Origin of the sequence: Pseudomonas brenneri, assembly GCF_007858285.1 — a bacterium.
GTDB lineage: Bacteria > Pseudomonadota > Gammaproteobacteria > Pseudomonadales > Pseudomonadaceae > Aquipseudomonas > Aquipseudomonas brenneri.
This window is the reverse complement of the sequence record NZ_VFIL01000005.1, coordinates 111784-124630: the sequence shown is the minus strand read 5'-3', so window position 1 is coordinate 124630 and position 12847 is coordinate 111784. Positions and strand designations below refer to the sequence as shown.

Here is a 12847-nt window from a genome sequence, read left to right as displayed (position 1 = left end):
CCCCCGCAGTCTGGATTGCGAATACGCCATGACCTTGCAGTACCCAACCATCGCCGATTGCGTCGGCAACACCCCCCTGGTCCGCTTGCAGCGCATGGCGGGTAACACCAGCAATACCTTGTTGCTCAAGCTTGAGGGTAATAACCCGGCAGGTTCGGTCAAGGACCGCCCGGCGTTGTCGATGATCACCCGCGCCGAGTTGCGTGGGCAGATCAAGCCCGGCGACACCCTGATCGAAGCCACCTCCGGCAATACCGGGATTGCCCTGGCCATGGCCGCGGCGATCAAGGGCTACAAGATGATCCTGATCATGCCCGACAACGGCAGCGCCGAGCGCAAGGCGGCGATGACCGCCTATGGTGCCGAACTGCTGCTGGTCACTCCGGAAGAAGGCATGGAAGGCGCGCGTGATCTCGCCGAGCGCATGGCCGCCGAAGGCCGTGGCCAGGTCCTGGACCAGTTCGCCAACGGTGACAACCCCGAGGCGCACTACACCAGCACCGGCCCGGAAATCTGGCGCCAGACCCAGGGCACCATCACCCATTTCGTCAGCTCCATGGGCACCACCGGCACCATCATGGGCAACTCGCGCTACCTCAAGGAGCAGAATCCGGCGATCCAGATCGTTGGCCTGCAACCGATGGAAGGCGCGGCGATCCCGGGGATCCGCCGCTGGCCCGAAGAGTATCTGCCAAAGATCTACAACGCCGCCCGCGTCGACCGCATCATCGACATGGCCCAGCGTGAAGCCGAAGACACCACCCGTCGCCTGGCCCGTGAAGAAGGCATCTTCTGCGGCGTGTCCTCCGGGGGGGCAGTGGCCGGCATGTTGCGCTTGTCCGCAGAACTGGAAAACGCGGTGATCGTCGCGATCATCTGTGACCGAGGCGACCGCTACCTGTCGACCGGCATTTTCGACGCGCCCAACTGATGGCCAAGCAAGAGCGAGGCCTGCGTTTCCAGCCAACGGGCGGTAATCGAGCGCCACAAATCCCGGTTGGCAAAAAACAGCGCCTGACCATCGAGCGCCTGGCCAACGATGGCCGGGGGATCGTGTTTTTCGAGGGCCGCACCTGGTTTGTCGTGGGCGCACTGGCCGGCGAAGAGGTCGAGGCGCGGGTGCTGGGGGCTCATGGCAAAGTGGTCGAGGCCCGTACCGAGCGGGTGTTCAAGGCCAGCGAACTGCGCCGTCCGGCACCGTGTGCCCAGGCCGGTCGTTGTGGCGGTTGCAGCCTGCAACATTTGCCCCATGACGAACAGCTTGCCCTGAAACAGCGCATGCTCGCCGAGCAACTGTCCCGTGTTGCCGGGGTCGAGCCCCAGGAGTGGGCGGCGCCGTTGAGCGGGCCCGAGTTCGGCTATCGCCGCCGGGCCCGCGTGGCCGTGCGCTATGACGTCAAGGCCAAGCGCCTGGATGTTGGCTTTCGCGCCGTGGCCAGCCAGGACATCGTTGCCATTGATGATTGCCCGGTGCTGGTACAGGCCTTGCAACCGATCATGCAGCGTCTGCCCAACATGTTGCGGCGCCTGAGCAAACCTCAGGCCCTGGGGCATGTGGAGCTGTTCAGTGGCTCGTCCATCGCCGTGTTGCTGCGGCACATGGCGCCACTGTCGGACGCTGACCTGGTGGTGCTGCAAGAGTTTTGTGCATTCCATCACGCGCAGTTGTGGCTGCACGGTGAAGGCGAGCCGCAGCCGTTCGAGACTGGGCAGGCGCTGGGCTATCATCTGGAGCAGTGGGGCCTGGAGCTGGCTTACCGGCCGGGGGATTTTGTGCAGGTCAATGCCGGGGTCAACGAGGCGATGGTGGCCCAGGCGCTGGACTGGCTGGCACCGCAACCTGACGAACGGGTTCTGGACCTGTTCTGTGGCCTGGGCAACTTTGCCTTGCCCCTTGCTGGCAAAGTGCGTGAAGTGGTGGCGGTAGAAGGCGTGCAGACCATGGTGGACCGCGCGGCCGCGAATGCCGTCAGTAATAATTTGCATAATGTGCAGTTTTTTCAGGCCGATTTGTCCCAGCCGTTGGCTGATGCCGAATGGGCCAAAGCAGGCTTTTCTGCGGTACTCTTGGACCCACCCCGCGATGGTGCCCTGGAGGTTGTGCGCAAGCTCGCCACTCTGGGGGCTGATCGCCTGGTGTATGTGTCCTGCAACCCAGCCACGCTGGCGCGGGACACTGTCGAGTTGGTCAAGCAAGGCTACCGGCTAAAACGTGCCGGGATCCTCGATATGTTTCCGCAAACGGCGCATGTCGAGGCGATGGCGTTATTTGAAGCGAGCTAGGATGCTCGCTTAGTCCGACTGGCCTGCGTTCTCCAGGGCCTGTGACCTGCCAGGGAGTTCGCGTTACAAGGGTCAGCGATTTTGACGCGCTCAAGGCGCGTCGTAGGGAAGGTAAGCAAGATGGTACAGGTGAGAGCACACCAGCCGATCAACACCGACGGCAGTATCAATCTCGAGGCATGGCTGGATCATGCCGTCAGTGTCGATCCGGCACTGGACCGTGAAGCCTTGAAAGCCGCCTGCGAGTTCGCTCGCGAGGCAGAACAGCAAGACAATGCGGCCAAGAATCTTTGGGCCGAAGGAACATCGAGTTTTCGTACCGGGCTTGAAATCGCCGAGATCCTCGCCGACCTCAAGCTGGACCAGGATTCGCTGATCGCCGCGGTGCTCTATCGCGGTGTGCGCGAAGGGCACATTGCGTTGCCGCTGGTCAGCCAGCGTTTCGGCGCGGTGGTGGCCAAACTGATCGATGGCGTGCTGCGCATGGCGGCGATCAGCGCCAGCCTCAGCCCGCGCCAGTCGATGGTGCTGGGCACCCAGGGCCAGGTGGAAAACCTGCGCAAGATGCTGGTGGCGATGGTCGACGACGTACGCGTCGCGCTGATCAAACTGGCGGAACGCACCTGCGCGATCCGTGCGGTGAAAACCGCCGATGACGAAAAGCGCAACCGCGTCGCCCGTGAGGTCTTCGACATCTACGCGCCCCTGGCTCATCGCCTGGGGATCGGTCATATCAAGTGGGAGCTGGAGGACTTGTCCTTCCGCTACCTGGAGCCTGATCAATACAAACAGATCGCGACCCTGCTGCATGAGCGGCGGCTGGACCGTGAGCGTTTCATCAGCGATGTGATGGGCCAGTTGCGCTCGGAGTTGCAGGCCACCGGTGTCGAGGCCGATATCAGCGGCCGGGCCAAGCACATCTATTCGATCTGGCGCAAAATGCAGCGCAAGGGCCTGGCCTTCAGCCAGATCTACGACGTACGCGCCGTACGCGTGCTGGTGCCGGAAATGCGCGACTGCTACACCGCGCTGGGTATCGTCCATACGCTGTGGCGGCATATCCCCAAAGAGTTCGACGACTACATCGCCAACCCCAAGGAGAACGGCTACCGCTCGCTGCACACTGCGGTGATCGGCCCCGAGGGCAAGGTGCTGGAAGTGCAGATCCGCACCCACGCCATGCACGAAGAAGCGGAACTGGGCGTGTGCGCGCACTGGCGCTACAAGGGCACCGACGTCAAGTCGGGTTCCAACCAGTACGAAGAGAAAATCTCCTGGTTGCGCCAAGTGCTGGAATGGCACGAGGAATTGGGCGATATCGGCGGCCTGGCCGAACAGTTGCGGGTGGATATCGAGCCCGACCGGGTCTACATCTTCACCCCCGACGGCCACGCCATCGACTTGCCCAAGGGCGCGACGCCGCTGGACTTTGCCTACCGCGTACACACCGAGATCGGCCACAACTGCCGTGGCGCCAAGATCAACGGGCGCATCGTGCCGCTCAACTACAGCCTGCAGACCGGTGAACAGGTCGAGATCATCACCAGCAAGCACGGCACGCCGAGCCGTGACTGGCTGAACCCGAACCTGGGCTACATCACCACGTCGCGGGCGCGGGCAAAGATTGTCCACTGGTTCAAGCTGCAGGCGCGGGACCAGAACGTCGCCGCCGGCAAGACCCTGCTCGAACGTGAACTGGGTCGCCTGGGCCTGCCCCAGGTGGATTTCGACAAGTTGGCCGAAAAAGCCAACATGAAGATTGCCGAAGACATGTTCGCCGCTCTCGGTGCCGGCGACTTGCGCCTGGCGCAATTGGTCAACCTGGCCCAGCAACTGGTGGAGCCGGAGCGTGGCAGCGAGCAACTGGAACTGATCCCACGCAAGGCCACCGGCTACAAGCCGGGCAAGCGCGGCGATATCCAGATCCAGGGCGTGGGCAACCTGATGACCCAGATGGCCGGCTGCTGCCAGCCGTTGCCGGGCGATGCCATCGTCGGCTACATCACCCAGGGCCGTGGGGTGAGCATTCACCGCCAGGACTGCGCCTCGGTGCTGCAGTTGGGCGGGCGTGAGCCAGAGCGGATCATCCAGGTCAGTTGGGGGCCGGTGCCGGTGCTCACCTATCCGGTGGACATCATCATCCGCGCCTACGACCGTTCGGGGTTGCTGCGCGACGTCTCGCAAGTGCTGCTCAACGAGCGGATCAACGTGCTGGCGGTCAATACCCGCTCGAACAAGGAGGACAACACGGCGTTGATGTCCCTGACCATCGAGATTCCGGGGCTGGACGCGTTGGGGCGGCTGCTGGGGCGCATCTCCCAGTTGCCGAACATCATCGAGACGCGGCGCAACCGCACGCCATGAGACGGAGCGCTTGACTGTAGGAGCGAGCTTGCTCGCGAAAAACGTTAACGAAAACGCAGGCTATCTGGATAAACGCGTTGTCCTTGAGTTTCTCGCGAGCAAGCTCGCTCCTACAGGGAGCGGATAGAGCGATCTATGTATTCACTTGAAGACCTGCTACACCTGATGAACCGCCTGCGCGACCCGCAATACGGTTGCCCGTGGGACATCAAGCAAACCTACGCCACCATCGTGCCCCACACCCTGGAAGAAGCCTACGAAGTCGCCGATGCCATCGAGCGCGGGGATTTTGATCATCTGCAAGGCGAGTTGGGCGACCTGTTGTTCCAAGTGGTGTATTACAGCCAACTGGCCCGGGAAGAGGGGCGCTTCGAATTCGCCGGGGTTGTCGACAGCATCACTCGCAAGCTGATTCGCCGGCATCCCCATGTGTTTCCTAGCGGCGACCTGTATGCGCCGCTGGATATCCCGAAGCTGAGCGAAGAGCAGGTCAAGGAGCGCTGGGAAGCCATCAAGGCAGAGGAGCGCGCAGAAAAGTCTGACGCCCCCGAGCAACTGTCCCTACTCGATGACGTGCCCAGTGCCTTGCCGTCCCTGTCCCGTGCCGCCAAATTGCAAAAGCGCGCCAGCCAGGTCGGTTTCGACTGGCCAGCGGCATTGCCCGTGGTGGATAACGTGCGTGAAGAGCTCGATGAAGTACTCGAAGCCATGGCCGATAACGACCCGGCAGCCATTGCCGATGAAGTCGGTGACCTGCTGTTTGCCGCGGTCAACCTGGCCCGGCACCTCAAGGTCGACCCGGAAACTGCCCTGCGCGGTGCCAATGCCAAATTCGAAAGGCGATTCCGATTTATCGAACAGGCATTGCGCGACACCCACCGTCCCATGGAAGATTGCACCCTCGAAGAGTTGGACGCCCTGTGGGGCGAAGCCAAACGTCAGGAAAAGAATGTGTCCAGCTGCGGTTGAATAGCTGCCTAAGTGAGTAAGCACCATGAGCATTTCCCTTCGCGACCAGTTGCTTAAAGCAGGTCTGGTCAACCAGAAGCAGGCCAAGCAGGTCGGCAAAGAGAAGCAGAAACAACAGCGCCTGGTCCACAAGGGGCAGGCCGAGGCTGACGACACCCAGGCACGCCTGGCCCAGGAAGCGCAGGCCGAGAAGGTCAAGCGTGACCAGGAACTCAACCGTCAACAGCAGGAAAAGGCCGAGGCCAAGGCCCGTGCCGCGCAGGTCAAGCAATTGATCGAGACCTCGCGCCTGCCCAAGTTGACCACCGAGGACTACTACAACTTCGTCGATGACAAGAAGGTCAAACGCCTGTCGGTCAATACCTTGATGCGCAACAAGCTGAGTAACGGCTCGTTGGCGATTGTCCATCACGGCGGTAGTTACGAAGTGATCCCGCGCGAAGCTGCGCTGAAAATCCAGGAACGCGCGCCTGAGCGTATCGTCCAGCTCAACATCCTCACTGAAGCCCAAGTGCCGGATGAGGACGATCCATACGCCGCCTACCAGATCCCTGACGATCTGATGTGGTAAGGCTGTAACAAGGCTTCACTGTAGGAGCGAGCTTGCTCGCGAGAAACTCAAGGACAACGCGTTTATCCAGGTAGCCTGCGTTTTCGTTAGCGTTTTTCGCGAGCAAGCTCGCTCCTACAGGATTTCAGCTGTTCAGGAGCTGGATGCCTGGCGTCTCATCTCAAGGGTTTCGAGCTCGTTTTTATAATTATGAGCATCGCACTCGTTGTGAAACATGCCGACCAGCAGGTCTTGTTGGTGCACATCCCAGATGTGAATCCCGTGGGCCAGGGCTTCATGGGACATATGGGCATCGTCGCGTTCAGTTACTTTTACAGTCATCTGCTTGCTCCAGTCTCTGGTTGATCTGCGGCAAGGCGTCGCAGGCTTTTGTTATATATTTTGTTAGCTTGCTAAGTAAACTGACTTTGCGTGCAACAATTCATTGCAGTAAAAGCAACAATGCTCCAGGCCACGTAAACCGCGACATCACGTCGCAGGGGGCTGGGTTTTATGACAAAAGTTTCATGTTTGAGTAAGGCTTTGGCCTTGTACTAGTCGCCTCACTACAAACGCCAGGCGAAAAAAAGCCCCGCGTTCAGCGAGGCTCTTTCAATCAGCCAACGATCAGCTGCCTTTCACAACCTTGCCATTGACCGTGCCGTCCAACAGCATGATGTTGTATTCCTTGCCGTCGGTTTCGACTTGTTGCAGGCGAACCAGCAAGTAGTCCCAATCCTTGGCAAACCACATCACGGTGGTGCGCTTGCTTTGCGTCGGGTCGCGCACGCGCTCAACCTTGATGGCGTCGATCTTGCCGGCCTTGGTATCGACTTTCTCGGTACCCAGTACGCGGAAGTCATAGGTCTCGACTTCGCCGTCGTCCACCACCTGGTAGCTCATGGTTTTCTTGCCGGCGGCCACGTCATGTTGCAGGGCCAACTGGTAAGTGGATTTATCGACCATGCCACGGTTCAGCGGGATCTTGACCGCGTCGCCGCGATCAGTGCCGGTGACCATCTTGGCGGTCCAGTCGAAGTCCAGGTCGGCCTTCTTGGCCTTGCCCAGGCCACCGCGTTCAAAGTGGTAGGACTGGGGCAGCAGGGTGTCCTTGTCCAGGGTCAGGGTGCTTTCTTCCGTCAGGCTGGCGATCATCATCGAAGCCTTGAAACTGAGCTTCCAGACGCCGTTGCCGGTGCTTTCCAGGCTGCGGGAGGCCTGGCCGCTCATGGGCAACTGCTTCCAGTCGGCGGTGTAGCTGGCGGAGAAAGGCTGAAGATCTGCCGCGTGCACGGTAGGCAGGGCAAGCAGAGCAAAAGCGAAGAGCAGGGCGCGACGCATAAAATCTCCTAGGTACGAATCAAGTGGCCGCTGGCCGCAAGTAACTGGCCGTCCAACAATGCACCTTGTTCACCGAGCACCAAGCGTCCTTCGGCAAACCAGCGAACCGCCAGCGGGTAAATCCTGTGTTCCTGGGTGTGAACCCGTTGCGCAAGGCTCTGCGCCGAGTCCGCAGACTCTACCGGAACTACTGCCTGTACGACCAGTGGCCCGCCATCGAGTTCCTCGGTGACAAAGTGCACGCTGCAGCCGTGCTCCGTATCGCCGGCCTCAAGGGCCCGTTGGTGGGTGTGTAACCCTTTGTATTTGGGCAGCAGGGAAGGGTGGATATTCAGCAGGCGCCCCTGGTAATGACGCACGAAATCAGCGCTGAGAATGCGCATGAAGCCGGCGAGGACCACGAGCTTGGGCTTGAAGGCGTCGATCAGTTCGATCAAGGCTGCATCGAAGGCCTCGCGACCTTCGAACGCCTTGTGATCCAGGGAGCGGGTATCGATACCCGCGTCCTGGGCGCGTTGCAGGCCGTAGGCGTCGCTGCGGTTGGAGATCACCGCAGCGATGCGCACCGGGCTGTCGCCGGCGCGCGTGCTGTCGATCAGGGCCTGCAAGTTACTGCCGGTGCCGGAGAGCAGCACCACGACATCACAGGTTGCTGGCATCAGTGAGCCTTGAGGTTCTTCAGTTCAACCTGGGCAGCACCTTCGGCAGCGGTGGCGATCTGGCCGATCACCCATGGCTGCTCGCCGGCTTCACGCAGTACGTTCAGCGCGGTTTCCACGTGCTCTTGAGCCACGCAGATGACCATGCCCACGCCGCAGTTCAGCACGCGGTGCATCTCGGTCTCGTTGACGTTGCCTTTCTCTTGCAGCCAGTCGAAGACTGCCGGGCGCTGCCAGCTGGCCACGTCGACAATGGCCTGTGCGCCTTTTGGCAGTACGCGCGGGATGTTGTCCAGCAGGCCGCCACCGGTGATGTGGGCCATGGCCTTGACTGCGCCAGTGTCCTTGATCAGCTTGAGCAATGGCTTGACGTAGATGCGGGTCGGGGCCATCAGCAGGTCGGTCAAAGGCTTGCCGTCGAGTTGGGTGTTCTCGATGTCGGCGCCGGACACTTCGATGATCTTGCGGATCAGCGAGTAGCCGTTGGAATGCGGGCCGGACGATGGCAGGGCCAGCAGGGCGTCGCCAGCGGCAACCTTGGAACCGTCGATGATCTCGGCTTTTTCTACAACGCCGACGCAGAAGCCGGCCAGGTCGTAGTCTTCGCCTTCGTACATGCCTGGCATTTCAGCGGTTTCGCCGCCGACCAGGGAGCAACCCGACAGTTCGCAGCCAGCGCCGATGCCGGTGACCACTTGTGCCGCGGTCTCCACGTTCAGTTTGCCGGTGGCGTAGTAGTCGAGGAAAAACAACGGCTCGGCGCCGCACACCACCAGGTCGTTGACGCACATGGCGACCAGGTCGATGCCGATGGTGTCATGCTTGTTCAGGTTCAGCGCCAGGCGCAGCTTGGTGCCCACGCCGTCGGTGCCGGAGACCAGGACAGGCTGCTTGTAGCCGGCCGGGATCTCGCAGAGGGCGCCGAAACCGCCCAGGCCGCCCATGACTTCGGGGCGCGCAGTGCGCTTGGCGACGCTCTTGATGCGTTCGACCAATGCTTCACCGGCGTCGATGTCTACACCGGCGTCCTTGTAGCTCAGGGAGGGTTGCTTGCTCATGATCCAGGCCTTTAGGGGGGGATTCAGGGGTAACGACCGATGCGGTGGGGGTACGGAAGTTGAACACTTCAGGACGCCCAACCGTTGACGGTCTGCGAAGGCGCGCGATTTTATCAGGCTTGAGGGGCAGCGGCCATCCTCGGGCCGACGGGCAGAGGCATATGGCGCTAAAAAAACCTTAATCGGCACCGCGATCGCCTGTATTAAGGTATAGCCTTTAACCCGCTATCGTTATGACAGTACGAAAACTTACCGGGGCCTTGTGAATGTTTTGCCGGTCGCTGTGGTCACAGCCTTGCTTAACCTTCTTCACGCGGTCTGTTCCAGCCGCTTTTTTGTCGTTCGGGAATCTTTGTTCATGGGTCTGAGTAGATACATTTTTGTCGGCTGTTTGTCGTTGGTCAGCCTGGCGAGTCATGCCGAAACCCTCAATGGCCTCTATCAAGTGCTGGAGCCGGTCAGCAGCCAGGCGCCACAGGAGCGCGAGCAAGCCACCCAGCGCGCCTTGCAGACCCTGGTGATGCGCCTGACCGGCGACGCCAAGGCCGCCCAGGGCCCGGGCCTGGCGGCGATCCGCAAGGATCCGCAACAGATCATCAGCCAGTACGGCTACGACGCCGGCCCACCGGAAAGCCTGCAAGTGGATTTTGACCCGGTCAGCACCGACCGTGCGTTGCGCGATGCCGGCCTGGCGTTGTGGGGCAACAATCGCCCGTCAATCCTCGGCTGGTGGCTGAACGATTCCACTGAAGGCAGCAGCCTGGTTGGTGATGGTCAGTCGGCTGCCGAGCCACTGCGTCGTGCGGCGCAACACCGTGGCTTGCCGTTGCGCCTGCCGCTGGGCGACCTCGATGAGCAGATCGTTGCCACCGCGCCTAATCTTGAAAGCGCAGATCCGGCGCCCCTGCGCTCGGCCTCCGAGCGTTACGGCGCCGACGCGCTGCTGGCGGTGCATGCCCGTGAAGAGGCGGGCCAATGGCAAGCCAAATGGCGCCTGTGGCTGGGCGACAAGGCCGAGAACGGCACCGTACAAGGCGCGGACACTGCGGCCTTGGCCGATGCCGTTCTGCTGGCGGTCAGTGAGCGTCTTGCGCCGCGTTTCGCCGTAAAAGCCGGGGTTTCCAGCGAGCAGTTGCTGCAAGTGCAAGGCATGACCCTGGAGCGCTACGCCGCCCTCGGCCATCTGCTGGAGCCGTTTGGTGCGCAGTTGCAGCGGGTGGATGGCGACCGAATTGTCTATCGGGTCAATGGCAGCAGCGAGCAATTGCGCAGCCAACTGAGCCTGGCGAATTTGCAGGAAGTGCCAGCGGGTGAAGCGCTTGCGCCACCCCCTGTGCAGCAACCCGTGGCCGAAGGCGCACAACCTGCGCCCGTGCCGCAGGCCGAGCCCGAGCCGCAACTACGTTTTCGTTGGTAAATGATCTTCCTTATATAGAAGCAACTGAAAGATGGAGTGGTTTATGGTGGATACGCGTCGTTGGGTGTGGCTTGGCGGGATTGTCCTGCTGTGCGTTTTTGTGTTCCTGCTGCATTCGATCCTGACGCCGTTCCTGGTCGCCTTGCTGCTGGCCTATCTGTTCGACCCGGTAGTGGATCGCCTGGAGAAGGCCGGCCTGTCGCGTACCTGGGGCGTGGTGGCGGTGTTTGCGCTGTTTACCCTGATCGTCATGGCGCTGCTGTTGGTGCTGGTGCCGATGCTGGCCAAGCAACTGATCCGTCTGTACGAACTGGCGCCGCAGATGCTCGACTGGCTGCAACACACGGCGATGCCGTGGGCGCAGTCCAAGCTGGGCCTGGCCGATGGCTTCTGGAAGTTCGACAAGGTCAAGGCTGCGATCAGCGAGCATATGGGCCAGACCACCGATATTGTCGGGGTGATCCTCAGTCAGGCCACGGCGTCGAGCCTGGCGTTGATTGGCTGGTTGACCAACCTCGTGCTGATCCCGGTGGTGGCGTTCTACCTACTGCGCGACTGGGACATCATGATCGCCAAGATCCGCAGCCTGCTGCCCCGTGATAGCGAGGAACGCATCGTGTCTTTGGCCGAAGAGTGCCATGAGGTGCTGGGCGCCTTTGTCCGTGGGCAATTGCTGGTGATGGTGGCGCTGGGCATTATCTATTCTGGCGGGCTGATGGCGATTGGCCTGGAGCTGGGCCTGTTGATCGGCATGATTGCCGGCCTGGCGGCGATTGTGCCGTACATGGGCTTCGTCATCGGTATTGGCGCAGCGCTGGTGGCCGGCCTGTTCCAGTTTGGCGGCGACTTGTACCCGATGCTGGGGATTGTTGCGGTATTCATGGTCGGTCAGGCCCTGGAAGGCATGGTGCTGACGCCTTTGTTGGTGGGTGATCGTATTGGCCTACATCCGGTGGCTGTGATCTTTGCGATCCTGGCTGGCGGCGAGCTGTTCGGCTTTACCGGCATCCTGCTGGCATTGCCGGTGGCGGCAGTGATCATGGTGTTGGTGCGCCATGTACATGATGTGTACAAGGATTCGGACGTCTATACCGGCGCCGATGACCCCCAGCTGTAAGGCTCGACACAAACCCGGCTAAACGCCGGGTTTGTTGTCTGTGGGGCTTGGCATTTGGCGATCGCGTCAAACAATCTCCAAAAAATCCAATGAGTTAACGCAAACCTTTGATTTTGCTTATGGTCTGTTGCATTGTGCGCCCGGCGTCACGGGTATAAACTTTGCAAACTTTTCACAGAGGCCACTAACGGTTCGATTGGAGCCGTTCAGTCAGCATGAAACCGATTCAGCTGCCCCTAGGTGTGCGTCTGCGTGACGACGCTACCTTCATCAATTACTACCCAGGCGCCAATGCCGCTGCACTCGGCTATGTCGAGCGGCTCTGCGAAGCCGACGCCGGGTGGACGGAAAGCCTGATCTACCTCTGGGGCAAGGACGGCGTGGGGCGTACCCACCTGTTGCAGGCTGCCTGCCTGCGCTTTGAGCAGATAGGCGAGCCGGCGGTCTACCTGCCATTGGCCGAACTGCTGGACCGTGGCATCGGTATCCTCGACAACCTTGAGCAATACGAACTGGTGTGCCTGGATGACCTGCAAGCGGTTGCCGGTCGGGCGGACTGGGAAGAGGCGCTGTTCCATCTGTTCAACCGCCTGCGCGACAGCGGCCGACGCCTGCTGATTGCTGCATCAACCTCGCCTCGGGAGTTGCCGGTCAAGCTGGCCGACCTCAAGTCGCGGCTGACCCTGGCGCTGATTTTCCAGATGCGCCCACTGTCCGACGAAGACAAATTGCGCGCCTTGCAATTGCGTGCATCGCGCCGTGGCTTGCACCTGACCGATGAAGTCGGGCATTTCATCCTCACCCGCGGTACCCGCAGCATGAGTGCGCTGTTCGACTTGCTCGAACAACTCGACCAAGCCTCCTTGCAGGCTCAGCGCAAGCTGACCATTCCCTTCCTCAAAGAAACCCTCGGCTGGTAGCCAGCCCTTTGAAGCCGGGGCCTCTGGCAAATTACAGGCGCCAGAAAACCTGCGTTTTGGCCGGTTTGGCCACGCAAAAGGGTTTAAATGGGGTGTAAGGGCTTAGATGACATAGGTCAAACAAGAAGTCACATAGATCACGATTGAATTTGCAAATCGATGTCATAGA

General features: G+C 60.9%; 12 protein-coding genes. 8 read left to right on the top strand and 4 right to left on the bottom strand.

Annotated elements, in window-relative coordinates; translation table 11 throughout:
• Window positions 1-28 precede the first annotated feature (28 nt).
• The 5 genes from cysM (at window position 29) to FJD34_RS12315 (ending at window position 6187) form a co-directional block, all read left to right on the top strand.
• The gene (gene cysM, locus FJD34_RS12335; RefSeq protein WP_032857024.1) at window positions 29-931 is read left to right on the top strand and encodes a cysteine synthase CysM; all 903 of its coding nucleotides are present in this window, start codon (window positions 29-31) and stop codon (window positions 929-931) included.
• Window positions 931-2283, top strand: coding sequence for a 23S rRNA (uracil(1939)-C(5))-methyltransferase RlmD (rlmD, locus tag FJD34_RS12330; RefSeq protein WP_032857026.1), 1353 nt, complete (start codon window positions 931-933; stop codon window positions 2281-2283). The genes cysM and rlmD overlap by 1 nt, the downstream gene beginning before the upstream one ends.
• A 120-nt stretch (window positions 2284-2403) precedes the next feature.
• Window positions 2404-4647, top strand: coding sequence for a GTP diphosphokinase (gene relA, locus FJD34_RS12325; protein WP_032857027.1), 2244 nt, complete (start codon window positions 2404-2406; stop codon window positions 4645-4647).
• 135 nt (window positions 4648-4782) lie between these two features.
• Window positions 4783-5616, top strand: a complete 834-nt coding sequence (mazG, locus tag FJD34_RS12320; protein ID WP_090290651.1) for a nucleoside triphosphate pyrophosphohydrolase — start codon at window positions 4783-4785, stop codon at window positions 5614-5616.
• 25 nt (window positions 5617-5641) lie between these two features.
• On the top strand, window positions 5642-6187 hold the full coding sequence (locus FJD34_RS12315) for a DUF2058 domain-containing protein (RefSeq protein WP_032857030.1): 546 nt from the start codon (window positions 5642-5644) through the stop codon (window positions 6185-6187).
• A gap of 132 nt (window positions 6188-6319) precedes the next feature.
• On the opposite strand, the gene FJD34_RS12305 is transcribed toward FJD34_RS12315, so the two are convergent.
• From FJD34_RS12305 to purM, 4 genes are all read right to left on the bottom strand, one after another.
• Window positions 6320-6508 carry a hypothetical protein gene (locus tag FJD34_RS12305; protein ID WP_032857031.1) on the bottom strand — a complete coding sequence of 63 codons (189 nt, stop codon included), beginning with the start codon at window positions 6506-6508 and terminating at the stop codon, window positions 6320-6322.
• Between the two features lie 285 nt (window positions 6509-6793).
• The gene (locus FJD34_RS12300) at window positions 6794-7507 is read right to left on the bottom strand and encodes a DUF3108 domain-containing protein (protein WP_032857033.1); all 714 of its coding nucleotides are present in this window, start codon (window positions 7505-7507) and stop codon (window positions 6794-6796) included.
• Window positions 7508-7515: 8 nt separating this feature from the next.
• Window positions 7516-8166 carry a phosphoribosylglycinamide formyltransferase gene (purN, locus tag FJD34_RS12295; protein ID WP_032857034.1) on the bottom strand — a complete coding sequence of 217 codons (651 nt, stop codon included), beginning with the start codon at window positions 8164-8166 and terminating at the stop codon, window positions 7516-7518.
• Window positions 8166-9224: a phosphoribosylformylglycinamidine cyclo-ligase gene (gene purM / locus FJD34_RS12290; protein ID WP_032857036.1), complete on the bottom strand. Its 1059-nt coding sequence runs from the start codon at window positions 9222-9224 to the stop codon at window positions 8166-8168. Before purM ends, purN begins: the two co-directional genes overlap by 1 nt.
• A gap of 358 nt (window positions 9225-9582) precedes the next feature.
• Here purM and FJD34_RS12285 point away from each other — a divergent pair, with 358 nt between their 5' ends.
• From FJD34_RS12285 to hda, 3 genes are all read left to right on the top strand, one after another.
• The gene (locus tag FJD34_RS12285) at window positions 9583-10641 is read left to right on the top strand and encodes a DUF2066 domain-containing protein (protein WP_090290652.1); all 1059 of its coding nucleotides are present in this window, start codon (window positions 9583-9585) and stop codon (window positions 10639-10641) included.
• Between the two features lie 43 nt (window positions 10642-10684).
• Window positions 10685-11758, top strand: coding sequence for an AI-2E family transporter (locus FJD34_RS12280; protein ID WP_090290653.1), 1074 nt, complete (start codon window positions 10685-10687; stop codon window positions 11756-11758).
• Window positions 11759-11973: 215 nt separating this feature from the next.
• Window positions 11974-12678, top strand: a complete 705-nt coding sequence (hda, locus tag FJD34_RS12275; protein ID WP_090290654.1) for a DnaA regulatory inactivator Hda — start codon at window positions 11974-11976, stop codon at window positions 12676-12678.
• Window positions 12679-12847: the final 169 nt, after the last annotated feature.

What these genes read in the sequence shown, in the direction of transcription:
- purN (WP_032857034.1), bottom strand. Translation starts at nt 8,166, where the DNA reads ATGCCAGCAACCTGTGATGTCGTGGTGCTGCTCTCCGGCACCGGCAGT.
- FJD34_RS12315 (WP_032857030.1), top strand. Translation starts at nt 5,642, where the DNA reads ATGAGCATTTCCCTTCGCGACCAGTTGCTTAAAGCAGGTCTGGTCAAC.
- FJD34_RS12305 (WP_032857031.1), bottom strand. Translation starts at nt 6,508, where the DNA reads ATGACTGTAAAAGTAACTGAACGCGACGATGCCCATATGTCCCATGAA.
- purM (WP_032857036.1), bottom strand. Translation starts at nt 9,224, where the DNA reads ATGAGCAAGCAACCCTCCCTGAGCTACAAGGACGCCGGTGTAGACATC.
- cysM (WP_032857024.1), top strand. Translation starts at nt 29, where the DNA reads ATGACCTTGCAGTACCCAACCATCGCCGATTGCGTCGGCAACACCCCC.
- relA (WP_032857027.1), top strand. Translation starts at nt 2,404, where the DNA reads ATGGTACAGGTGAGAGCACACCAGCCGATCAACACCGACGGCAGTATC.
- mazG (WP_090290651.1), top strand. Translation starts at nt 4,783, where the DNA reads ATGTATTCACTTGAAGACCTGCTACACCTGATGAACCGCCTGCGCGAC.
- FJD34_RS12280 (WP_090290653.1), top strand. Translation starts at nt 10,685, where the DNA reads ATGGTGGATACGCGTCGTTGGGTGTGGCTTGGCGGGATTGTCCTGCTG.
- FJD34_RS12300 (WP_032857033.1), bottom strand. Translation starts at nt 7,507, where the DNA reads ATGCGTCGCGCCCTGCTCTTCGCTTTTGCTCTGCTTGCCCTGCCTACC.
- FJD34_RS12285 (WP_090290652.1), top strand. Translation starts at nt 9,583, where the DNA reads ATGGGTCTGAGTAGATACATTTTTGTCGGCTGTTTGTCGTTGGTCAGC.
- rlmD (WP_032857026.1), top strand. Translation starts at nt 931, where the DNA reads ATGGCCAAGCAAGAGCGAGGCCTGCGTTTCCAGCCAACGGGCGGTAAT.
- hda (WP_090290654.1), top strand. Translation starts at nt 11,974, where the DNA reads ATGAAACCGATTCAGCTGCCCCTAGGTGTGCGTCTGCGTGACGACGCT.